23 protein-coding genes are annotated in these 23,598 nt (G+C 42.1%); 11 read left to right on the top strand and 12 right to left on the bottom strand.

The window, feature by feature from the left end:
- Positions 1-48 precede the first annotated feature (48 nt).
- A complete protein-coding gene (locus RG47T_RS03570; RefSeq protein ID WP_074488156.1) occupies positions 49-486 on the top strand; it encodes a hypothetical protein in 438 nt (145 codons plus the stop codon).
- Between the two features lie 63 nt (positions 487-549).
- Here RG47T_RS03570 and bshB1 read toward each other — a convergent pair whose 3' ends face one another.
- Genes bshB1 through RG47T_RS03555 form a run of 3 tightly spaced genes read right to left on the bottom strand, consistent with a single transcriptional unit; the run spans position 550 to position 2,391 of the window.
- On the bottom strand, positions 550-1,269 hold the full coding sequence (gene bshB1, locus RG47T_RS03565; protein ID WP_216351114.1) for a bacillithiol biosynthesis deacetylase BshB1: 720 nt from the start codon (positions 1,267-1,269) through the stop codon (positions 550-552).
- Positions 1,270-1,285: 16 nt separating this feature from the next.
- The gene (locus RG47T_RS03560) at positions 1,286-1,780 is read right to left on the bottom strand and encodes a glutathione peroxidase (protein ID WP_074488154.1); all 495 of its coding nucleotides are present in this window, start codon (positions 1,778-1,780) and stop codon (positions 1,286-1,288) included.
- Positions 1,780-2,391, bottom strand: a complete 612-nt coding sequence (locus RG47T_RS03555) for a DUF4294 domain-containing protein (protein ID WP_074488153.1) — start codon at positions 2,389-2,391, stop codon at positions 1,780-1,782. The genes RG47T_RS03560 and RG47T_RS03555 overlap by 1 nt, the downstream gene beginning before the upstream one ends.
- A 108-nt stretch (positions 2,392-2,499) precedes the next feature.
- Here RG47T_RS03555 and RG47T_RS03550 point away from each other — a divergent pair, with 108 nt between their 5' ends.
- From RG47T_RS03550 to RG47T_RS03535, 4 genes are all read left to right on the top strand, one after another.
- Positions 2,500-4,728 carry a RelA/SpoT family protein gene (locus RG47T_RS03550; protein WP_074488152.1) on the top strand — a complete coding sequence of 743 codons (2,229 nt, stop codon included), beginning with the start codon at positions 2,500-2,502 and terminating at the stop codon, positions 4,726-4,728.
- Positions 4,729-4,859: 131 nt separating this feature from the next.
- On the top strand, positions 4,860-5,330 hold the full coding sequence (locus tag RG47T_RS03545) for a Fur family transcriptional regulator (RefSeq protein WP_074488151.1): 471 nt from the start codon (positions 4,860-4,862) through the stop codon (positions 5,328-5,330).
- Between the two features lie 295 nt (positions 5,331-5,625).
- On the top strand, positions 5,626-6,906 hold the full coding sequence (locus tag RG47T_RS03540) for an adenylosuccinate synthase (RefSeq protein WP_074493091.1): 1,281 nt from the start codon (positions 5,626-5,628) through the stop codon (positions 6,904-6,906).
- 104 nt (positions 6,907-7,010) lie between these two features.
- Positions 7,011-8,294: an anthranilate synthase component I family protein gene (locus RG47T_RS03535; RefSeq protein WP_074488150.1), complete on the top strand. Its 1,284-nt coding sequence runs from the start codon at positions 7,011-7,013 to the stop codon at positions 8,292-8,294.
- Here the strand turns inward: RG47T_RS03535 and RG47T_RS03530 are convergent.
- From RG47T_RS03530 to nadC, 4 genes are read right to left on the bottom strand one after another with little or no spacing between them, the layout of a single operon-like run.
- The gene (locus tag RG47T_RS03530; RefSeq protein WP_083627284.1) at positions 8,251-8,991 is read right to left on the bottom strand and encodes a YqjF family protein; all 741 of its coding nucleotides are present in this window, start codon (positions 8,989-8,991) and stop codon (positions 8,251-8,253) included. The two genes, RG47T_RS03535 and RG47T_RS03530, sit on opposite strands and share 44 nt — an antisense overlap.
- Position 8,992: 1 nt before the next feature.
- On the bottom strand, positions 8,993-9,793 hold the full coding sequence (locus RG47T_RS03525; RefSeq protein ID WP_074488149.1) for a M48 family metallopeptidase: 801 nt from the start codon (positions 9,791-9,793) through the stop codon (positions 8,993-8,995).
- Between the two features lie 4 nt (positions 9,794-9,797).
- The gene (gene plsY / locus RG47T_RS03520; RefSeq protein ID WP_074488148.1) at positions 9,798-10,445 is read right to left on the bottom strand and encodes a glycerol-3-phosphate 1-O-acyltransferase PlsY; all 648 of its coding nucleotides are present in this window, start codon (positions 10,443-10,445) and stop codon (positions 9,798-9,800) included.
- A 43-nt stretch (positions 10,446-10,488) separates the two neighbouring features.
- Positions 10,489-11,337 (bottom strand): carboxylating nicotinate-nucleotide diphosphorylase, encoded by an 849-nt coding sequence (gene nadC / locus RG47T_RS03515; RefSeq protein WP_074488147.1) that lies wholly within the window; start codon positions 11,335-11,337, stop codon positions 10,489-10,491.
- Positions 11,338-11,601: 264 nt separating this feature from the next.
- On the opposite strand from nadC, the gene gpmI reads away from it, so the two are divergent.
- Together gpmI and RG47T_RS03505 are read left to right on the top strand one after the other, a co-directional pair.
- Positions 11,602-13,125: a 2,3-bisphosphoglycerate-independent phosphoglycerate mutase gene (gene gpmI / locus RG47T_RS03510; protein WP_074488146.1), complete on the top strand. Its 1,524-nt coding sequence runs from the start codon at positions 11,602-11,604 to the stop codon at positions 13,123-13,125.
- A 55-nt stretch (positions 13,126-13,180) separates the two neighbouring features.
- Complete coding sequence (locus RG47T_RS03505; protein ID WP_091690694.1) at positions 13,181-13,669, top strand: hypothetical protein; 489 nt, start codon at positions 13,181-13,183, stop codon at positions 13,667-13,669.
- 3 nt (positions 13,670-13,672) lie between these two features.
- On the opposite strand, the gene RG47T_RS03500 is transcribed toward RG47T_RS03505, so the two are convergent.
- Positions 13,673-14,302, bottom strand: a complete 630-nt coding sequence (locus tag RG47T_RS03500; protein ID WP_074488144.1) for a tetratricopeptide repeat protein — start codon at positions 14,300-14,302, stop codon at positions 13,673-13,675.
- 370 nt (positions 14,303-14,672) lie between these two features.
- Here RG47T_RS03500 and lon point away from each other — a divergent pair, with 370 nt between their 5' ends.
- Positions 14,673-17,147 (top strand): endopeptidase La, encoded by a 2,475-nt coding sequence (gene lon, locus RG47T_RS03495; RefSeq protein ID WP_074488143.1) that lies wholly within the window; start codon positions 14,673-14,675, stop codon positions 17,145-17,147.
- Positions 17,148-17,247: 100 nt separating this feature from the next.
- Positions 17,248-18,267 carry a lipid A deacylase LpxR family protein gene (locus RG47T_RS03490; RefSeq protein WP_074488142.1) on the top strand — a complete coding sequence of 340 codons (1,020 nt, stop codon included), beginning with the start codon at positions 17,248-17,250 and terminating at the stop codon, positions 18,265-18,267.
- On the opposite strand, the gene arfB is transcribed toward RG47T_RS03490, so the two are convergent.
- Positions 18,264-18,674: an alternative ribosome rescue aminoacyl-tRNA hydrolase ArfB gene (gene arfB / locus RG47T_RS03485; protein ID WP_074488141.1), complete on the bottom strand. Its 411-nt coding sequence runs from the start codon at positions 18,672-18,674 to the stop codon at positions 18,264-18,266. The genes RG47T_RS03490 and arfB overlap by 4 nt on opposite strands.
- 131 nt (positions 18,675-18,805) lie before the next feature.
- On the opposite strand from arfB, the gene cmk reads away from it, so the two are divergent.
- The gene (gene cmk / locus RG47T_RS03480) at positions 18,806-19,492 is read left to right on the top strand and encodes a (d)CMP kinase (RefSeq protein ID WP_074488140.1); all 687 of its coding nucleotides are present in this window, start codon (positions 18,806-18,808) and stop codon (positions 19,490-19,492) included.
- Here cmk and RG47T_RS03475 read toward each other — a convergent pair.
- From RG47T_RS03475 to RG47T_RS03465, 3 genes are all read right to left on the bottom strand, one after another.
- Complete coding sequence (locus tag RG47T_RS03475; protein WP_074488139.1) at positions 19,473-19,946, bottom strand: deoxycytidylate deaminase; 474 nt, start codon at positions 19,944-19,946, stop codon at positions 19,473-19,475. The genes cmk and RG47T_RS03475 overlap by 20 nt on opposite strands.
- Positions 19,947-20,080: 134 nt before the next feature.
- Positions 20,081-21,493 carry a sugar MFS transporter gene (locus RG47T_RS03470; protein ID WP_074488138.1) on the bottom strand — a complete coding sequence of 471 codons (1,413 nt, stop codon included), beginning with the start codon at positions 21,491-21,493 and terminating at the stop codon, positions 20,081-20,083.
- A 166-nt stretch (positions 21,494-21,659) separates the two neighbouring features.
- A complete protein-coding gene (locus RG47T_RS03465) occupies positions 21,660-23,291 on the bottom strand; it encodes an MFS transporter (protein ID WP_074488137.1) in 1,632 nt (543 codons plus the stop codon).
- Positions 23,292-23,444: 153 nt separating this feature from the next.
- On the opposite strand from RG47T_RS03465, the gene RG47T_RS27030 reads away from it, so the two are divergent.
- Positions 23,445-23,598 (top strand): LysE family transporter (locus tag RG47T_RS27030; protein ID WP_216351112.1); only part of this gene is annotated, 154 nt, incomplete at its 3' end.

Genomic DNA, 23,598 nt, shown 5'->3' with positions numbered 1-23,598 from the left:
AAAAGGCAAATATTTACCATTATTTATAAGTAGGGCACTGAAAGTAATATGAGCAAACACACTGACAAATTAAAAAGACAGCTGCTGGAAATATCAGAAGTTGTAAATGCATTTCAATCTGAAGCTGTACAATTACGTATTGTTGAGAAACTATTAGACTCTATGATGGAGAACGACAGATACGAAAGCGACAGTTATGAACAACAAAGCAAAAGGGTACTAAGAACCGAGAACGGAGAAGAAGTAAGCTACATACCGGCAAAGAAAAAACCAGGTGCTACTAAAATTTTATACCAATTGCTGGGCAGCGACTTTTTTGCAGAAGCACGCTCAATTTCATCTATTGCAGAATATTGCCGCGAACATTTTAATACTGATTTTAAAACGTCAGAGCTATCGGGCATCTTATTAAAGCTGTCTAACGAAAATAAACTCATCAGGCAGCGAAGCCAGGACAATAATCGTTTTGAGTATATCAAGTCATAAAAAGTAAATCCCCGATTTTATCGGGGATTTACTTTTTTTATAATTACTTACCACTTAGGTAACTCACACCAACCTAAACAGGTTATCAACCCCCAGCAAATTACGGGAGGTAAAACCCTCGGCATATTTAGCGCCAATGCTTTTGCCAAACTCACGGGCACGGGCCTCTACAATTTGTATAAACTCGGGCGATGAGATGTAGGTTTGTGGCTCGTTTTCCCAATTAGGGTTATGAAACTGGGATCCATAGGCGTATATACTGGCTATTTTCTTATCCCAATGTTCGGTGATATCTATCAATATATCCGGCTTAATATACCGGTCTTGTATAAAATGCAATACTTGTTTGGGGCGCCACTCTTGTTGTAATTCGCCATTCAAGGTAGTTTCTATTTTACGTAAACCGGCCAAAAATGCAGCATCTTCTGTTAGCTGGCTAGCCCGGCCATGGTCGGGGTGCCGGTCATGATAGGCATTGGTAATTAATATTTCGGGCTGATACTTACGTATGGCCTCAACTACCATTAACTGATATGCTTTGGTATTTGTAAAAAAGCCATCGGGCATGCCCAGGTTTTCCCTAATAGTTAGTCCTAATATTTGGCTAGCGGCCGCAGCCTCTTTATCACGTATCTCTGCCGAGCCGCGGGTACCTAATTCGCCGTGGGTAAGGTCTACCACGCCAACCTTGTGGCCTAAAGCCAGATGCTTTAGTATCGTACCGGCACAGCCCAGCTCGGCATCGTCCGGGTGTACTGCTAAAACGAGTATATCTAACTTAATCATAAAATTTCAATAGTTATTGAGCCAGTAACTGCTCTATTTTCTTCCTTATTTTAGAGGCCCCCGGCTTGGTAAAGGGATAAAAGAAATCAACTTCTTTGCCGTTTTTATCAATAAGGTATTTGTGGAAGTTCCACCTTGGTGAAGCGTTAACTTTCCCGTTCTGTTTTTTATCGGCCAAAAACTGGTAAAGCGGGTCGGCATAAGTACCCCGCACCCGTATCTTATCAAACACCGGAAAGTTGGTATCAAAGCGTTCGCAAAAAGTTGCAATTGCTTCACCCTCCAACGGTTCCTGCCCACCAAAATCATTAGAAGGAAATGCCAGAATTTCGAAATCTTTACCTAATAAAGACTTTTTAAGTTCTACCAGCTCTGCCATTTGGGGTGTAAAACCACATTGCGATGCTGTATTAACAATCAATAAAACTTTATTTTGATAGCGTTCGAGGCTAATTTGTGTACCATTTAACTGTTTAACGTTAAACTGGTAGATGTTACCGTTGTCCATTAATACAAAGATGATGTATATCCGGCTTGATGCAAAATGGTTTCGATATCGCGTTCGTTGGCCGCGTCGTACTGCTGCTTTAAGTTATGCCCAAAAATGCGGGCCACAGACTGAAACATAAAGGCATGGAAACCGCCTTTTAAATCTTTAGCCATGGCAAAACTGGTACTGCCTGTTTCGCGGCTTACCAACTTAATCAGCACCTCGCCCTGGGTTATGGTGAGGTTTTTTATTTCGTGATTGAAAAGATCTTTAATCTGCGTTTCGCAGGCATTGATCATTTCCTTTTGCCTGCCCTTATCTGCTGTGGTGGCCAAATCGCGCTGTAACTGTGCATAACGCTGGCTGGCAAATTTGGCATAAGGCAGCACTTTCATTACATTATACCTCAGGCGATAATAGGCCTGGCGGTCTGCCTCGCTGGTAAATATACGGGTATCAACAATCTTTACCTCGGGTGTAACCACCCATGGAACCAGCTCTCCATCAAGCACGGTCATGTATGTTTTTATGGTGTCATTTTTGCCCACTTTAGGGTGTGTCAAGTCTGTTTGCGCATTAGCAATGCCCGCAAAACCACTCAACAACACTAAAAAAGTAAAAAATTTCATATATTTACTATTACAAAATTAATGGAATTTATTTGTGATTTTTATACATAACCTATAATTAATTTTTTTGTTACCTGTTATAGATATGATTAGTAGTTACGCCGTATTATGAAAGAATTAGTGATTGACCTGGAAGCGGAGAAGAATGAGATTCTGAAACGATACCGCGCCCTGCTACGTGCGTGTAAGCCTACTATGCAAAAAGGCGACAAGCGCCTCATCCGCCTTGCTTTTGATATGGCCCTGGAAAGCCATAAGGATATGCGCCGAAAATCTGGCGAACCCTACATATACCACCCTATTGCCGTTGCCCAAATAGCAGCCGAAGAAATTGGCCTGGGTACCACCTCCATTGTATGTGCATTGCTACATGACGTGGTAGAGGATACCGATGTTACCTTAGAAGATATTGAACGCGAGTTTGGTAAAAAGGTAGCCAAGATCATTGACGGGCTTACCAAAATTTCGGGCGTATTTGATACCAACAGCTCGTTACAGGCTGAGAACTTCCGTAAAATGCTGCTTACCCTTGCCGATGATGTAAGGGTGATTTTGATTAAGCTGGCAGATAGGTTGCACAATATGCGCACCATGGAGTTTATGCCGCGCGATAAGCAGTTAAAACTCTCGTCTGAAACCATATACCTATATGCCCCCCTGGCCCACCGCCTGGGTTTGTATGCCATAAAATCTGAACTGGAAGATCTTTCTATGAAATACATGGAAAGTGAAACTTACCAGTTTATTAAAAACAAACTCAACGAGAAAAAGGCCGAACGCGAAAAATTTATCCGCGACTTTATTGAGCCGATAAAAAAGACACTGGAATCGCAAGGTTTAAATGCCGAGGTATTTGGCAGGCCGAAATCAATCCACTCCATCTGGAACAAGATGAAGAACAAGGCCATCCCCTTTGAGGAAGTGTATGACTTGTTTGCCATCCGTATTGTTTTGGACAGCCAGCCCGAAAATGAAAAATCTGAGTGCTGGAAAGCCTACTCCATTGTTACCGATGAGTATCGCCCTAATCCAGATCGGCTGCGCGACTGGGTATCATCGCCGAAGGTAAACGGTTATGAATCACTGCATACCACTGTAATGGGCCCGCGTGGCCAATGGGTAGAAGTGCAGATCCGTACCAAAAGGATGAATGAGATTGCTGAGAAAGGTTTCGCCGCGCACTGGAAATATAAAGAATCGTCGTCTGATAACGGCCTCGACCAATGGATCCACAAAGTGCGCGAAATGTTGCGCAACCCGGATAGTAATGCGTTAGACTTTTTGGATGATTTTAAAATGAACCTCTTCTCTGACGAGATCTTCATTTTTACGCCAAAAGGAGCTTTATTGCAATTGCCGTTAAACGCCACCGCGCTTGATTTTGCCTTCGAGATCCACTCTGATGTGGGTGCAAGCTGTATTGGTGCCAAGGTTAACCACAAACTGGTACCACTAAGCTATAAGCTGCAAAATGGCGACCAGGTAGAGATTATTACCTCGAGCAAGCAAACGCCTAAAGAAGACTGGCTTAACTTTGTGGTTACCGCAAAGGCCAAGGCCAAAATTAAATCGGCCTTAAAAGAAGAAAAACGCAAAATTGCAGAAGATGGCAAGGAGATACTGGAACGTAAGCTGAAATCATTAAAAATCACTTACAACTCAGAAAATATCCATAAGCTGAGTTATTATTTCAAGTTGGGCTCAACCCAGGACCTGTTTTACAATGTGGCCAAGGGTTTATTAGACATGAAGGACCTGAAAGAATATCAGTTGTCTGAAAAAAGTGTTGAAAACAAACCACAGGATAAAATTGAGCAAGACCAGGTGCAGAGCATGCTGCGCAATATTAAAACCAAAGACAGCGACATATTGCTGATTGGTGAAGATATGCAGAAGATTGACTACAAGCTGGCCAACTGCTGTAACCCGATACCCGGCGATGACGTGTTTGGTTTTATTACCATTAATGATGGCATTAAAATACACCGTACCAACTGCCCTAACGCCACCAAGCTAATGAGTAACTATGGCTACCGGGTGGTTAAAGCCCGCTGGACTAACCAGCACGAACTGGCATTTTTAACCGGGCTGCGCATTACAGGTATTGATGATGTGGGCTTGATTAATAAGTTAACCACTGTAATATCTAACGACTTTAAGGTAAATATGCGCTCTATTACTGTTGATAGCGATAACGGCATTTTTGAAGGTTCTATCATGGTTTATGTAAATGACCGCGAACACCTGGATAATTTGATTAAGCGCCTTAAAACTGTAAAAGGAATAACCAACGTAACCCGTTTCGATTCGGCCTCGGCGATTGAAAAAGCGAGTTAGGTTATTGTTATTGAGTTATTAAGTTACTAAGTAATAGTTGGGTAAATAATTTGACATCAGTAACCTAATAACTCAATAACCTATAACTATTCAACCAAAAATTAATACCTTTGAACTGCTAAATATTAACTATGCCTCAGCAGGAAACCATTGATATGGTTAAAAAAATTTTCGAGGCGTATCTCGAAAATAAAAGCCTCAGGAAAACCCCGGAGCGCTTTGCCATACTAGAAGAAATTTATTCAAGAAGCGATCATTTTGATGTGGAATCATTGTACATCCACATGAAAAATAAAAAATATCGTGTAAGCCGCGCTACCGTATACAACACTTTAGAGCTATTAGTATCGTGCGATTTGGTTACCAAGCACCAGTTTGGTAAAAACATGGCACAGTTCGAAAAATCATACGGTTATAAGCAGCACGATCACATTATCTGCATTGATTGCGGTAAAGTGGTTGAGTTTTGCGATCCGCGCATCCAGCAAATTCAAAGCATGATGGGCGAGCTGCTCAAATTTGAGATCAGGCACCACTCTTTAAATCTTTACGGAAACTGCACCAAATTAAAAGAAGGTTTCTGCGACAGAAAAGTATCGTAATGGATAACCCGGTTTTAAGCAAAGCTTAGTTTCACTAAGCTTTTTAAATTTTATACCAATAAATACATTGATGATGATACCTTTGCGTGGCTTTATGCCCCGGGTATTTTAATTTAATAAATTATACAAAAAATATCCACCCGTCATGCCGAACTTGTTTCGGCATCCCATTAAAAAGGCATATCGCTTACAGGGCGATCAAATAGGGAACAAACGGGATAACTTTGCATGTGAGATGCCGAAACAAGTTCGGCATGACGTGCTCTTTTTTTTAGTAAAGAATTATTTAAAAATAATGGCTGTTGATGTTTTATTAGGCCTCCAATGGGGCGACGAAGGTAAGGGGAAAATTGTTGATGTTTTGAGTGCAGGTTACGACCTCATTGCCCGTTTTCAGGGCGGGCCAAACGCAGGACACACCCTTGAGTTTGATGGTAAAAAGTTTGTACTGAACACCATCCCTTCAGGTATTTTCTTTGAAAATACCATGAACCTGATTGGTAATGGTGTAGTGATCGACCCGATCACACTGAAAAAAGAAATAGACAAGCTGAAAGATGCCGGTCATGATTTGCTTGCCAAAAAAAATCTTCAGATTGCTAAAAAAGCACACCTGATTATTCCAACCCACCAGTTACTGGATGCCGCTTCTGAAAAGAAGATGGGCGAAGGTAAAATTGGTTCAACCTTAAAAGGTATCGGCCCAACCTATATGGATAAAACCGGCCGTAATGGTTTACGTATTGGCGATATCACCTTACCCGATTTTAAAGAACGCTACCAGAAACTGGCCGACAAGCATACTTCTATGCTACAGGCTTTGTATGGCGAAGTGCCCGATTTTAGCGAGCGCGAAGCTGCCTTCTTCGAAGCGATAGAATTCCTCAAACAATTCCCGCTGGTTGATTCTGAGCACTTGGTTAATGAGTATATTAAACAAGGCAAAAAAATACTGGCAGAAGGCGCACAAGGCACCATGCTGGATATTGATTTTGGCTCGTATCCTTTTGTAACATCCTCAAACACTACTACTGCCGGTGCTTGTACCGGTTTGGGTATTGCACCTAACAAAATCGGCGATGTAATAGGCATTTTTAAGGCCTATTGTACCCGCGTTGGCGGTGGCCCCTTCCCTACCGAGTTGGATAACGAAGTTGGCGAAGAACTCCGCAAAATTGGCCACGAATTTGGTGCTGTGAGCGGTCGCCCGCGCCGTACCGGCTGGATCGATCTGCCTGCTTTAAAATATGCCATTATGCTTAATGGTGTTACCGAACTGGTAATGACCAAGGCTGATGTATTAAGTGGCTTCGATAAAATTTACGCCTGTACACATTACAACTATAACGGCGAAGAAATTGATTACATGCCGTATGACATTTGCTCTGTTATGCCTGTACCTGTTTACAAGGAAATTGATGGCTGGAACGAAGATCTTACCGGTATTACCGAGTTATCTGAAATACCAGACAGGTTAAAATCATACATTATTTTCCTGGAGAAAGAACTGGAAGTACCGATCAAATATCTTTCGGTAGGGCCAGACAGAAAGCAGACGTTAGTACTGCCGGTATAAATCAGATGTGCGTAGCTACGAGATTACTTCGTAGCTTGCAATCAAAACTTTAAGATATTATCATTTAAAGGCCGGCTTTGCCCGGCCTTTACTATTTTTGTAGTGTGATCTTCTATCCCGATAACATCCCTCAATTTAAACAGAAAGCGCTGCATTGGGCCTCAAATTTTGATGTGGCCTGTTACCTTGATTCTAATAATTTCGTTGATCAATATGCTAAGTTCGATACACTGATAGCCGCCGATGTAAAGGCTGATGTTACCGCCCAAAGCGGTAACGCTTTCGATGCCTTAGCCAATTTTAAGGCAGAGCATAACGAATGGATGACGGGATTTTTAGGTTATGATTTGAAGAACGAGCTGGAACAGGTTGATTCTGCGAACACAGATCATCTGCAATTTCCAGATCTGTATTTCTTCGTTCCCCGGCACCTTATTATTGTTAATGGTGATGAAGTAAATATTCAGGCTGACGATGCCGAAGCTGTATTTAAAGCAATCAATGAGTTTGTTATTGTAACAGAAACTGCATCACCAAAAGTTAACATACAAACACGGTTTAATAAGGCCGAGTATATTGATACCGTAAATAAAATTAAAGCACACATTAGCCGGGGCGATATTTATGTTACCAATTTTTGCCAGGAATTTTATGCTGAAGATGTATCTGTTCACCCAGTTAATATATTCAGACAATTAAATGAGGCTTCTCCTAACCCGTTTGCCTGTTTCTTTAAATATCACCGGCAATATATCCTCTGTGCCTCGCCCGAAAGATTTTTGGCTAAGCGAGGCAATAAGTTAATCTCTCAGCCCATTAAAGGTACCGCCAAACGAGGCATTGATGCCGCAAGCGATAAAGTCATTATTCAGCAATTGCGCAACAACACCAAAGAGCAACAGGAGAATGTAATGATAGTTGACCTGGTTAGAAACGACCTTACCCATTCTGCCATTCCCGGTACGGTTAAGGTAGCAGAGTTGTTTGGCATTTACAGCTTTCAGCAGGTGCATCAGATGATCTCGACGGTGGTATGTGAGTTAGCGAATGTCATGAGCACTGTACAAGCCGTAAGGAACACTTTCCCTATGGGCAGCATGACCGGCGCACCCAAGTTAAGCGCTATGCAACTGATGGAAGCATATGAGCGAACCAAGCGGGGTGTATACTCAGGCGCGGTAGGTTATTTTAGTCCCGATGGGGATTTTGATTTCAATGTAGTGATCCGCAGCATCCAATACAACGCAACAGAGAGGTATCTTTCCTTCCAGGCAGGCAGTGCCATCACTTACCATGCCGATGCAGCTTTTGAATACGAAGAGTGCCTGTTAAAAGTAAAAGCGATTATGGCAGTATTGGGGCAGCCAGAATTTTCCCCGCAACCCTAACGGCTACATCAGAACCTTTGGCAAAAAATGCTGAATAAGGTTTCACACTTAAGAAAGGTTCGAACTCAGCACCATACAATGCAGCAATATCAGCATCAAATACAGTATCTTTTACTGCTGCTATTTGCCACGACGGATGCTCAACCGCATATTCCAGCGTCTTAGTATCATGAATACGGTTATATCCCCAGTAATGCTCAAAAATAAATTGTTCGGCACTATTGGGTTGCAGGTTAGTAAAGGTATTGCTTACGGTAGCGCCTAATTTATTCCAGCGGCCTTTCAGCATCCACTCATAATCAAAATAAGTATGCTCATTACCAGCCTGCGCTATGCTATGGCGCATGGGTAATGCTTTGTAATGCTCATTATACAAATTATTAGCTACAATTGGGATAATATGCTTAGGTACAATTTCGCTTATAAACACAGCTCCCCGTTTCCATTCCTTACCGTCAAAGTATCGCACATAAAAACGCAGGTTTACTTCTTCAAAGTTAACATGCCAGGGCCATTTGATGCCCATTACCCGGGTGTTTAAAAACATAAAACCCACCATACTTACTAAAGCCTTACCCTCCCACAAATCCAGTTCGGTAAATGCAGGCATGTGTGGTTTTAAAACTTCGGGATCTACCTCGTAATTGACCATGAGCAGGTTTTTCCACTGCGCGGTAAGGAAACGTATTTTAGCCATATTACTTGTGGTAATATTTCATAGCCTCGGGTATGGTATTTTGTATAGCTGCAATGCGTGTGGCATCTGCAGGGTGTGTACTCAAAAATTCGGGGGTGTTACTGTTTGTGCCAGATGCTGCCATCCGTTGCCAAAAAGCAATAGCATTATGTGGGTCGTAACCCGCCATAGCCATAAAGGTAAGGCCCAGCCTATCTGCTTCTGACTCCTGGTTACGTGAATATTTCAATAGAACCAATGATCCACCCACACCATAAAGCTGGTTAATAATACCTAATGTTGCCGATGAGGAATTTGCTGCACCAACCCCAATGGCCGTGCCTAATCCCTGTGCTACATATTGCTGAGAAACCCGCTCGGCAGAGTGGTGGGCTATGGCATGGCCAATCTCGTGGCCCAATACGGTAGCCAGTCCGGCATCATCTTTAGTATAAGGTAGTATGCCGCTGTATACGGCAACCTTGCCGCCGGGCATACACCAGGCATTAACCTCGCTGCTTTGTATCAGCGTAAACTGCCAGTCGAAATTGTACTGATTGGCATAGCCATTTTGCTGCAAATAACGCTGAATAGCGGCAGACAGCTGATTACCTACCCTTTGCACCCGCTGGGCATCGGCAGAGCTTGCTATTACCTTGGTTTTAGGGTCGGTTAATAACTGGCGGTAACTGGCAGCCGCAGATTGATTAATCTCGGCATCGCTTACAACATTAAATTGCTTGCGGCCGGTTATTGGCACTGTTGAACAGGAAAATAATACAACAGCAATGGCCATTGTACAACAAAGGTTAAATTTCTTCATAACGTCAGGCAGTTTTTTTCTTAAACAGATTGACTTTCGACTCCTTGCCTTTCAATAGGCGTTCTATATTTTTTTGGTGTGTAACCAATATTAATATACACATGCACATACCATATATTACTACAGACTTTATGTAAACCGGGAACACAAATGTTACCGCTATAGGATACATAAAACCAGCCATTATAGAACTTAGCGATACATACTTGGTGATCAACAGCACCAATATAAACACAAACACACAAAGCAAGGCAGCCTGTAAATGGATAGCTAAAACCATTCCAAAAAGGGTGGCAATTCCCTTCCCACCTCTAAAACCTGCAAAAACCGGAAATAAATGGCCCATAACAGCCGTTATACCAAAGGCAAGCTCATAATTAGTAAATATGATAGAATGGTGATTACCTACTAGCGACATGGGTATAAAATAGGCCAGGTTAGTAGCCGTCCACCCTTTTAAAATATCAATAAGCATTACGGGTATACCGGCTTTTTTACCCAGCACCCTGAAGGTGTTGGTAGCCCCGGCATTACCACTGCCATACTCCCTGATATCTATGCCATAAAATGCCTGGCCTATCCACACCGCGGTGGGTATAGAGCCAAACAAATAAGCCAGAATGAGCGCTGAAATCGAATAAACAGATATCATTTCACCACAATATTACTAAAAGATATGTTAGTAATTAAGTTGTTCATTCTTTAATCGCTTTTAGGCTGAGGTCTAAACTATTAACAGAATGCGTAAGCGCGCCGATAGAAATATAGTCTACCCCGGCCGATGCATAATCCATAATATTATCCATGGTTATCCCTCCCGATGCCTCGGTAATATAACGCCCTTCGTTTCTGGCAATGGCTTGCTGCAGCACTTGCGGCTTAAAGTTATCCAGTAAAATACGGTCAACACCACCTACCTGTAAAACCTCTTCCAGCTCGTCAAGGTTTCTTACTTCTATTTCAATTTGCAGTTTCTTGTTTTGATCTGCCAGGTACTGATGGGCATTGTTAATAGCATTGGCAATACCGCCCGAATAATCTACATGGTTATCCTTAATCAAAATCATATCATACAAACCAAAGCGGTGGTTAACGCCTCCGCCAATCTTTACCGCCCATTTTTCCAGGTAACGTACGCCGGGGGTAGTTTTACGGGTATCCAATACTTTGGTGCCTGTACCCTTCAGCATATTTACAATCTGGTTAGTTTTGGTGGCAATGCCAGACATGCGCTGCATACAGTTAAGCAACAGGCGCTCGGCCTTTAAAATGCTGTGTACGCTGCCCGATAAGTTAAAAGCAACATCTCCCGGCTTTATCGCTGCCCCATCCTGTAAAAAGAGTTCAACCTTTAATTCAGGATCAATAATGTGGCATATCTCTACAGCCAGTTCAACGCCTGCTAAAATGCCGGTATCTTTTACCAGTAAGCGGGCTTTGCCCTGGGTGCCCGGCGTAATAGTAGCTAACGAGGTATGGTCGCCATCGCCTACATCTTCTTTCAGGGCATTTAATATAAATGAGTCTACAAGTTCTTTATCCAAAATCGTTCGTATTAATCGTCAAAAGTAAAAACAATTGACAATTATTTAGTTTTGAATTAAATTGATTTGTGACATTGTTACTAAGTAATTTGGTTATTAAGTTATTAGGTTACTAAACCTGTACCCCGATAATTCAATAAACACTACACACAACTACCCTGTTTTAGCCTAATAACACAGTAACTCAATAACTATCTCCAATTACTTAACAACATAGTAACCCAATAACTACCCACCAATAAACATAAAATTTATATTTGCACCGTGGAACAACAAAAAAAACTCGCTTTATTGATTTTAGATGGCTGGGGATACGGCCGTCAGGACAAATCAGACGCTATATTTAATGCCGAAACTCCGTTTTTCGATGAATTGATCAGAACCTACCCGCACTCCAAGCTCGAAGCTTCTGGCATGGCTGTAGGTTTGCCCGAGGGCCAAATGGGTAACTCTGAAGTAGGGCACATGAACCTGGGCGCAGGCCGCGTGGTTTACCAGGAACTTGGCCGCATACACAAAGCGGTTGACGACCATGAACTGCCAACCAATGCCGTAATTAAAAGCGCTTTTGATTATGCAAAACAAAACAACAAAGATGTACACTTCATCGGCCTGGTATCAGACGGTGGCGTACACTCGCATATTAAACACGTAAAAGGCCTGTGCGACGCAGCCGGCGAATTTGGTTTAGAGAAAGTATTTATCCACGCCTTTTTAGACGGCCGCGATACCGACCCTAATGCCGGTGCCGGTTACATTGCCGACCTGGAGAACCACATTAAAGATACTCCGGTTAAAATTGCATCGGCCATTGGCCGCTATTATGCAATGGACCGCGATAACCGCTGGGAGCGCGTAAAATTGGCTTACGACCTGATGGTACACGGTACCGGCATACCTACTACCGACCTGCTGGGTGCTATTAAAGCATCTTATGCAGAAGGTGTAACCGATGAGTTTATCCAGCCAATTGTGAATACCGGTGCAGACGGACAGCCGCTTGCCCTAATTAAAGATGGCGATGTGGTATTGTGCTTTAACTTCCGTACAGATCGTGGCCGCGAAATTACATTGGCGCTAACGCAAAAGCCATTTCATGAGCAAAACATGTTCCCGCTTAATTTGCGCTATATCACCATGACCACTTATGACGAGACGTTTAAAAACGTTGACGTGATATTTACCAAAGACGATTTGGTTAAAACCCTGGGCGAGGTTTTGCAGGATGCCGGTAAACACCAGATCCGTATTGCCGAGACGGAGAAATATCCGCACGTAACCTTTTTCTTCTCGGGTGGCCGAGAAAAAGAATTTACAGACGAGAAACGCCTGTTAGTGCCATCGCCAAAAGTAGCTACTTATGATCTGCAGCCTGAGATGAGTGCCGAAGGTATCCGCGATGCTATTTTACCTGAACTGGAAAGCGGTTGGGCCGATTTTATTTGCCTCAACTTTGCCAATACAGATATGGTTGGCCATACCGGCGTATTTGAAGCCGTTGTTACAGCAGCCCAAACTGTTGATGCCACCACCAAAGCAGTTGTTGAAACCGGTTTAAAAAACGGCTACTCATTCATCATCATTGCCGACCACGGTAATGCCGACTTTATGATCAATGCAGATGGTTCGCCAAATACAGCACACACTACTAACCTGGTGCCTTGTATTATTATTGATAAAGATGTTAAACAAGTAAAAGACGGTAAACTGGGCGATATTGCCCCTACTGTATTGACCATATTAGGGGTTGAGATCCCCGAGGAAATGACCGGGAATGTACTCGTATAAATTACATAGCAGATGGTTCGCCATCTGCTATTCTTTTTTTATTTGCACGGCTTTGGTGGCCTGTAAGCCTGATGTAAAGGAAACCAAAGGCCAGTATAAATACTTCGACCTGAAGGGTTTTATACAAGCCGATTCATCGAGGCTTAACCGCGTTAATCCTTCAGTAACTAAAACAGTTAACCACAACGGCCAGAGTGAAACCAAGAATTTAAAGATTGCTAATTGGGGCCACGAGCTGGGGCTGTTCGCCTCGTCTGATATTAACAAACCGTCGTGGCAGCAAAGCTATGCGGTATTGGCCCGGGGCGACAGTATTACTTATAAGGCGCTAACGCCCGAATTAAAAACCCGCGAACTAACGGTTACCAAAATAAAAGGCAAGGTTACCCGTATCCACATTGTTAACCATACCAAAAATATGCTGTATGAAACCAGTGAGGCGTTAACCTATCTGCCTGATTCTGTTTATACCATAGATAAATCGCAGCATGTAATTTTGCTGGGCAACAACCGGTATATTATAAAAGGGAAATTTAAGAAGTAATATTTAGTGGTGCCCCACCACAGTAGCCAGCTTTTCTTTAGAGATATCCAACAACGAAGCTATATCCGTGCGGCCGGGGCTATCGGTCAAAACCTTCTCTAAATCATCTATAGATGCTTTGAGTGCATTAATACCTCGTATTTTGTCGTAGGTTGTTCTGGATGTTTGGTCGAGTTTAAATACACCGTATTCGCGGTACGCTATCCCCCTGTTTTGGTAATACTTGTTTTTATCGGTCGGTTCAAGTGTAACTCCTTTAGTGAAATCTACAATTGCCCCGTAAAGATATTTATCGCGCTCTTGTGCCGACAGCGTATTATCTTTGGCCATATAACTTTTGGCGCGTGCACGGTAATAATATGACGTAGCATCGGTAGGTTTAACAGATAAGGCACGGTTATAAGCAGTAATAGACTTTTTATAATTGGCGCTATGATAATAAGAGTATCCCAGCATCCACAAAGCATCGGCATTGGTAGAGTCAATAACACAGGCCCGCTCGAGCCTTTGTATCGCGACTTTAAAATCCCCCTCCATTAATGCTTGCTGACCTAGCTTTACATAAGCATTTTGTGCCGAAGAAACTTTAACTGACGTGATAGCTAATACAAAAAGTATGACCGGTAACCTCATCAGGTATTTAAGAAAATAACAAATTGAATATACAATTAACTGCCAATGTTAAATTTTATTATGCAATATGAGCAATTTATTGTTAAATATTTACAAACATCACGCCAAAAGACTTTCTGCCCAAACTGACTAATTTTCAGTATTGCAACTATTTGCTGCTTATAACATTAAAAGCCAATAACTATTTTAACGTTGTATAAATCAATATATTATTAATGTTAAATGTTTATCACAGGCTATAATTGTATCTTGGCACATCTCTTGAAACATAATACTTACAATAGCAAATTGCTTTAATAGCTGCTATAATTAGCTTTTATTATTTAAAAAGCTGACAACTTGACGTTAATAATTTTAGAAAGGGTGCTTAATGAGCTATGATCCGTTTGATTTTAAAAATACATTGCCGGTAATAAACGAAGATTCTGAGTTTTTTCCGCTGATGTCTTCCGAAGATGAGGAAGAAATGAATAATGAGCAGGTGCCCGAGGTTTTAGCTATACTTCCACTTCGTAATACTGTACTTTTCCCCGGTGTGGTTATTCCAATCACCGTAGGCCGTGATAAATCTATCAAACTAATTCGTGAAGCCAATAAAGGCGAACGCATTATCGGGGTGGTTTCGCAGCAGGATGTGAGCATTGAAGACCCCACCTTTGGCCAGCTTAACAATGTTGGTACCACTGCGCTTATTGTAAAAATGCTGCAAATGCCCGATGGTAATACCACCGTGATATTACAGGGTAAAAAACGGTTTCACCTTAAAGAAGAAATTCAAAGTGAACCTTACATTAAGGCCACTATTGAACCTTTTGAAGAGATAAGGCCAAAACAAGATAAAGAATTTAAAGCCATGGTATCGTCTATTAAAGACATGGCCATGAGCATTGTGCAAATGTCGCCCAACATCCCTACCGAGGCTGGCATTGCCATAAAAAACATAGAAAGTATTTCGTTCCTGATCAACTTCATATCGTCTAATATGAATGCCGATATGTCTGTAAAGCAGCGCATGCTCGAAACCATTAACCTGCGCGAGCGGGCCAACCAGGTGTTAGAGCATTTAACCACCGAACTACAGATGCTGGAACTAAAAAACCAGATCCAATCTAAAGTACGGGTTGATCTGGACAAGCAGCAGCGTGATTATTTCCTGAACCAGCAGCTAAAAACCATCCAGGAAGAATTAGGTGGTAACTCGCCCGACCTGGAACTGGACAACCTGCGCCAGCGTGCCACCAAAAAGAAATGGGCCAAAGAGGTAAGTGACCATTTTAACAAAGAAATGGATAAGCTGGCCCGCATTAACCCCGCTGCGGCAGATTACTCGGTACAGATGAACTACCTGGAGCTAATGCTCGATTTGCCATGGAATGAATTCACTAAAGATAATTTCGACTTAAAACGCGCCCAAAAGGTTTTGGATAAAGACCATTTTGGTTTAGATAAGGTTAAGCAGCGTATTATTGAATACCTGGCCGTGCTGAAGCTAAAACACAACATGAAAGCCCCTATCCTTTGTTTGGTAGGCCCTCCGGGAGTTGGTAAAACTTCGCTGGGTAAATCAATCGCTAAGGCACTAGGCCGCCGCTACGTGCGTATGGCTTTAGGTGGTGTACGTGACGAGGCCGAAATTCGCGGTCACCGTAAAACGTATATCGGTGCAATGCCGGGCCGTGTAATCCAGTCTATCAAAAAAGCAGGTGCTGCTAACCCGGTATTTATTTTAGATGAGATTGATAAAGTGGGCAACGATTTCAGGGGCGATCCATCTTCGGCCCTGCTGGAGGTTTTAGACCCTGAGCAAAACAGTACGTTTTATGACAATTATGTCGAACTGGATTTCGATCTGTCTAACGTTATGTTCATTGCAACCGCAAACTCATTAAGCACCATCCAGCCGGCATTGTTGGACAGGATGGAGATCATCGAGGTTAACGGTTACACCATTGAAGAGAAAATAGAGATTGCCAAACAACACTTGGTACCTAAACAACGCGAAGCGCACGGTGTAAAAACCAAGCAGGTAACGTTGAAAAATGATGTACTGGAAAAAGTGGTTGAAGAATACACCCGCGAATCGGGCGTGCGTAACCTTGATAAAAAGATAGGCTCGGTGATCCGTGGTGTGGCCAAAAGCATCGCCCTGGAAGAAGAGTACAACCCGGCAGTAAGCAAAGCAGATATTGAAAGGATACTGGGCGCGCCGATATTTGACAAAGACCTTTACGAGAACAATAACGTAGCCGGTGTGGTAACAGGCCTGGCCTGGACTTCTGTTGGTGGCGACATCCTGTTCATTGAAGCAAGCCTTAGCCCAGGCAAAGGCCGCTTAACTTTAACAGGTAGTTTGGGCGATGTAATGAAAGAGTCGGCAACCATTGCGCTGGCCTACCTGCGCTCGCATGCCAGCCGTTTTAATATCGACCAAAAACTGTTTGAGCAATGGGACATCCATATCCACGTACCGGCAGGTGCCACACCAAAAGATGGCCCATCGGCAGGTGTAACTATGCTTACCGCACTTACATCGGCCTTTACACAGCGTAAGGTAAAACCTAACCTGGCCATGACCGGCGAGATAACCCTGCGGGGCCGTGTATTGCCTGTAGGTGGTATCAAAGAAAAGATACTGGCTGCCAAACGTGCCAATATTAAAGAGATCATCTTATGTAAATCAAACCAGAAAGATATTCTGGAAATTAAAGATGATTACATCAAGGATATGAAATTCCATTACGTAACAGAAATGCGCGAGGTGATAGCCATGGCCCTGCTCGACGAAAAAGTTGATGACGCGCTAGACCTTACCATTAAAGAAGACGCAAAGCCTGTACTCAACTAAACATCAGGTTATTAAAATTTAGTTAAATAAAATGATAGAAGCCCCGAATTATCGGGGCTTTTTATATTTTAGCTAAGTTTTGCAATTACTCCCTGATTAAATGAGAAAATTATTACCTCTTGCTATTGTTCTGCTCCTTTGTTCATTATACACTAAAGCACAATACCGTACCCAGGAATTTGGTTTCCAAACAGATAATGATGGCTACTTAGGCCAGGGGTCTGACAGGTATTACACCAATGGTATTTTTCTTTTTTACCGCGAGGCGCTTCCTTTTGATCTGGATGGCAAACTGGCAAATAAGGTTTTAGGCTTCGAGGGCGGCCAAAAAATGTATAATCCGCTATCTGGAAGTATAACGAATACTAATCCAAGTTATAACACTCCGGCTTATAACCTTCAAAATATTGACAGGCCATTTGCTGCCTATCTTTATCTTGGCGGTACTTATAATTTGTTATACAAAAACCAAAGCAACTTAAAATTTGGTGCTCAAATTGGTGTTACAGGCTCTAAAGCGCAGGGCAAACAAGTTCAGGATTTTATCCACAACACGTTCGGTTTTTATACGCCCTATGGCTGGGACCATCAACTTAAAGGCGGCATCAAATTAACGCTTACCGCCGAATACAATAAGATGCTATTCAGGTCGCCAATATTTGATGCTAACTTTAGCTCGTATGTTAATATAGGAAATGTTTTTTCGGGACTGGGTTTTGGCCCACTGCTTCGCCTTGGCCGCACCAATAAACTATTTAACTCTATCAGTACCCAAAGTACGGTAATGAACCGCGATGGTGTTAAAGCCAACGACCAGGAGTTTTTCTTTTACTATAAACCAATGATTAATATTGTTGGTTACGATGGCACCATACAAAGTAAATCTGGCCAGTTACCATTTGCAACCATTCAATCCGGCTTATCACCTGATCAGATCAATAGCTTGGAAATAAAAGGTACCCCAGAGCGATTAATACTTAGTAACCAGATAGGTGCAGCCTATAATAGCGGCGACAGATGGACATTCGACGCATCTGTAATTTTTCAAAGTAAAGCCACTAAAGAGACAAGAGAATCAGAGCAATGGGGCTCCATATCGGTAATGTATCACTTTAACTAATAATCAAAGTTCCGTTTACGGTTTTCTTTTTTGTCAGACACTATTTTTTTCTGATCCAGCCGTGCTGCCTTTGCCGACCGGCTTACCTTAGTTGCTTTACGTGGTTTAGGTTTCTCAAAAGCTTTGGCAATAATGGTGTGCATTTTTTCGAGCGCCTTCTCCCGGTTAAGGTATTGGCTTCGCTCTTCATCGCATACCACCTGTATGGCCCCGTCTTTATTTAAACGTGCGCCGAGCTTGGTACGCAGTATTTCTTTCTCTTCATCGGTAAACAGCAACGAAGCATCGATATCAAAATTAAGTTCCACCTTGGTTGATACCTTATTTACGTTCTGCCCGCCTTTACCGCCGCTACGGGATGCCTTAAATGTGGTTTCCTTCTGTATCCCGGCCTTAGTAATGTTCATATTTCAAAACTACTGTTTTTTGTGTTTACACTGATTGGAAGATTTATACCTTGAATGATCTTGATCACAATCTGTGAAATCATAAACCCATCGGTGAAATCATAACATAATATCGTAATTTAGCCTTTCGAATGAGCACTAACATTGTAGTGGCTATTGATGGCTATTCATCTTGTGGAAAAAGCACTTTAGCTAAGGCCTTAGCCAAAAAACTTCACTTTATATATGTTGACAGCGGGGCCATGTACCGCGCGGTTACCCTTTATTTATTGCGTAATAACATCGACCTAAAAGATGAAGAAGCTGTAAAAGCTGTATTGCCGGATATTCATTTAAACTTTCATTCGCGCGATTACCAGACCCATATTTTACTGAATGATGAAGAGGTATCAGACGAGATCCGTTTGATGCCGGTATCGAGCAATGTGAGCGCCGTATCGGCCATCAGAGCTGTACGGTTGGAGATGGTAAAGCAGCAGCAGCGCATGGGCAAATCTAAAAACGTGGTGATGGATGGGCGTGATATTGGCACAGCTGTTTTTCCGCATGCCCCGGTAAAGCTCTTTATGACCGCCGACCCTAAGGTTCGTGCCGAAAGACGCTACAAAGAACTGTTGCCAAACAACCCCGATATTACATTAGAAGAAGTGTTTGAGAACATAGCACACCGCGACTATTCTGATACAACCCGCAAAGAAAGTCCGCTGATACGCGCTGAAGATGCCACCATATTGGATAATACCAACCTAACCCCCGATGAGCAGCTTCAGTTTGCTTTAGATAAGGTTCAGCCTTTTCTTAAAGTGAAAGATCAATAAGCGGTTCTTCAAACTTGGCCGCTTTAACACCAAAGCGATTTAAGAAATCTACACCTTCGTCGCTCTTTAAGCCTTTATATTCGGCATACGAGTGGCGAAAATAAACCTCTTTTATCCCTGCCGAGAATATCAACCGCGCACATGGCAAACATGGCGACAGCGTGGTATACATAGTCGTCCCTTCCAGCCCTGCACCGTTTTTCATGGCGTATAAGATGGCGTTCTCTTCGGCATGCAACGCCAGGGAGCAGCTGCCTTTAGAGTCGCGCGGGCAGCCTGTATCGGGCCATTCCTCATCGCAGTTATGCGTGCCTGCTGGCGGGCCGTTATAGCCTATCGATATAATGCGCGAATCTTTAGTTAAAACAGCACCAACCTGCGCCTTAACACAATGGCTGCGTTTGGCCAGGTCTGTTGCCAGGTTCATGAATATGAGGTCGAAACTTGGTTTCATGGTTTTAGTTCATGGTTCATAGTTGGTAGATCATAGCCGAAACTAAACATCAACTTATTATCTAAATTATGTAATCCATAATTGATAGGTCATAGGCCAAATGCAAAAGCACTATCAACTATGAACTAAAAATATTAATGTCCGCCCTTTGCAGGTGCATCTAACTCTATGTGGCCTAAATTTTTCCAGCAGTAATATCCAAAGTATACAATGTATACATAACAAAGTGCAGGTAAAAATAACGCTTTCTGAATGCCCATTACATCGGCAACAGCGCCTTGTATTACCGGGATAACCGCACCGCCCAGTATAGCCATTACTAATAATGATGAACCCTGGCTGGTATATTTACCCAGGCCTGCAATAGCCAGGGTATAAATATTTGAATACATGATAGAATTAAACAAACCGATAGCCAAAATAGTCCACATGGCTATATGGCCGCCGGTGAAAATTGTGATCACCAGCAAAAGTACGTTTACAGCTGCAAACAAAGCCAGCGTTCTGCCCGGCGATGATTTACCTACCATAAAGCCCAGCAGGTTTAACACAATAAATACCAGGAAATAACTGATTTGCGAGAAGGTAAGATCAACAATAGAAAGGATCACTAAAAATACGGCAACGGCTGTTAAAACCATATAGATGAGTTTTTTACCGGCCCCGATACCTTTATTTAATGAAATAGCACCCAGGAAACGACCAATCATTGCACCACCCCAATACAAGGCCAAATAATTTTTGCTTACAGACTCGGTAAAACCGGCAATATCATGCTGCTTTAAAAAGCTGACGATAAAGCTACCTATGGCAACCTCGCCGCCTACATAAAAAAAGATACCCAAAACGCCCAGCTTAAGGTTAGTGAACTTTAAAGCCCCCAGTCCTTTACTCTCAATAGCTTCTGAAGTAAACTCGGGAAGCTTTACAAAGAAAATAATGACCCCAAGCAATATAAATAAACCAGCAAAAATGAGATACGGAATCTGGGTCGACTCTGCAGTTACAACGCCATCTTTAGCAAAAAACTCCAGTATTAAATAACCACCCAAAACCGGTGCAATAGTGGTACCCAAAGCATTAAATGCCTGTGTAAGGTTTAACCGGCTCGAAGCACTGTCTTCCGGCCCTAATAACGAAACATAAGCATTGGCCGATATTTGTAGCAGTGTAAACCCTAAACCTAATACAAATAAGGCACCCAGAAACAGGCCATAAGCCGCGTAAGCCGCTGCTGGATAAAACAAAGCACAACCAAGTGCCGAGATTACAAGCCCAAGCAGTATTCCGCTTTTATAACCTATTTTATTGATGGGATCACCATTATAGTAAGAGATAATAAAATAGATAAGTGAACCGATAAAGTAAGCGCCAAAGAAGCAAAATTGCACCAGCATAGCCTGCAAATAACTTAACTGGAAAAGGTTTTTTAAATGCGGAATTAATACATCATTCATACAGGTAATAAACCCCCACATGAAGAAAAGTGATGTAAGTGTAATTAGCGGCAATACATAGCTTTTTGCCTTTGAATTAACGGTACTCATAAATTGTATTTAACAGGTATAACTTGGCACCGGCCTGTAATTAAACGCAGTTTACGTTTAATTACAGGCCGGTGCCAAGTTATAAATTTTTTAGTCAATAGTCATTAGTTAATGGTCATAAGTCACTGTTTAAGCACTAATGACCACTAGCTAAATGACTAAAATATTAATGCCCTGCGCCTGTTTCTATATGGTCAATATCGATACCTTGTTTGCGAAGCTCTGCTCCTGCTTTCCAGGCAAAAAATGCCAGGTAAGCAAAACCAATCAACGGTACGATGTAAGAGAAATGGATACCACTCATACCCGGGATCAGTTTACCGCTACCGTCGGCTAAGATACCCTGAACCGGGGGAATGATTGAACCACCCAAAATCATCATGATCAGGAATGAAGAACCCTGACTTGTGTATTTACCTAAACCAGCTAATGAAAGTGCAAAGATAGATGGCCACATGATAGAGCAACATAAACCACCGCTAATAAAAGCGTAAGTCGCAACAATACCTGTGGTAAGCATACCAATAGCCATAAACGCGGCGCCCATTAAACCAAAGATGCTTAGGGTACGGATAGGCTTTTCTTTACCTATTAAGAAACCTACAACCAAAAACACAATACAAATTGCGTATGGTGCCAATAAACCAATTGGAGCATGGCTAATGTAATTGGCAAGTAACACTACACCAAATGCAATAAAAGGAACTAATATTGTCAATACAGTACGTGCGGTTTTCGATACGTTAAATACCCCGATGGCACCTGTCCAACGGCCAACCATTAAGCTACCCCAATAAAGTGAAATAAACGGTGCAATATCTTTAGCAGCATAACCGCCAAAAGCCTTAGTTTCTAATAAGGCTCCAAAATTACTTTGAATGGTTACCTCAACACCTACGTAGGTGAAGATTGCCAGCATACCCAAAATTAACTGTGGGTATCTCATAGCTCCCCAACCGTCTTTTTGTTTGGTAGCTGCAGATGATGCTAGTATCAATGTAGCTAAAATCGCGAACAATGCTGCATATACAAAATAAGCCGGAGATAAGCCGGTTGCTTTACTTAATGGTGTAGCAGCTAAAATTAAACAGAAGGCAATAAAGATGATAAACAGTGGGAAGTTTGCTTTAGTACTTGCTTCAATTTTTTCGTCGCTGGTTACTTTAGGCAATTTGGTTACCCAGAAAAAGATAGCCAGCGCAAGGAATAATACTGCTAATATGTAATATAAGTTATTTACAGATGATATAGACACAACTGCATTGCTATTACTTGCTGCCGAACCAAACAAAAGGAAGCTTACAACCACCGGGCCTAAAATACTACCGAAATTATTAACGCCACCGGCCAGGTTTAAGCGGGTTGATCCCGTTTCTGGCGAGCCTAGAGCCACGATAAATGGATTAACCGCCGTTTGCTGCAATGCAAACCCAATAGCAATAATGAAAAACGAACCCAGGATAAAACCAAATACCCCTGCGTTGATAGAAGGAACCATTAATAATGCCCCTACAGTAGAAATTACCAGACCTAAAACAATGGCATTCTTATAACCGATCTTGTTTAAAATATCAACCTTAGTGGCTTGTGAAGCAAAATACAATACTAACGACCCAATAAAATATCCACCGTAAAACGTAAAGTCAATTAATTGCGATTCGAATTGTGATAAGTGAAAATGAGCTTTACAGAAAGGAATGAATACTCCATTTGAAGCGGCCGAAAAGCCCCAGAAGAACCAAACGGTGATTAATGAATAGAGTGCCGATCGATTACTATTAGCGTTGTTTTGTTCCATTTATAAATAATTGGTGTTTTGAGGACACTAACATAAAGTTTTTTTTTAATACAGGCTCTGTTTGAAAAAATAAATAAATACAATTAGGTACTTTCTTTGTTAAATGTCTAAAATTGCATTGCTTTACTTTTAGTAATGCCCTAATTTATATTAATGATAGAAGCTATATTTTCGGGCATAGGTATAGGGTTGATATTAACCTTTTTAACCGGCCCGGTATTTTTTGCACTGATTAAAACCAGTATCGAAAAAGGTTTTCAAGCCGGAATTGCATTAGCCCTGGGCGTGGTTACCAGCGATGTAGTAT

It is taken from the genome of Mucilaginibacter polytrichastri, from assembly GCF_001911425.1.
GTDB lineage: Bacteria > Bacteroidota > Bacteroidia > Sphingobacteriales > Sphingobacteriaceae > Mucilaginibacter > Mucilaginibacter polytrichastri.
The sequence above is the reverse complement of the archived record's forward strand: the minus strand, read 5'-3'. Positions and strand labels throughout refer to the sequence as shown.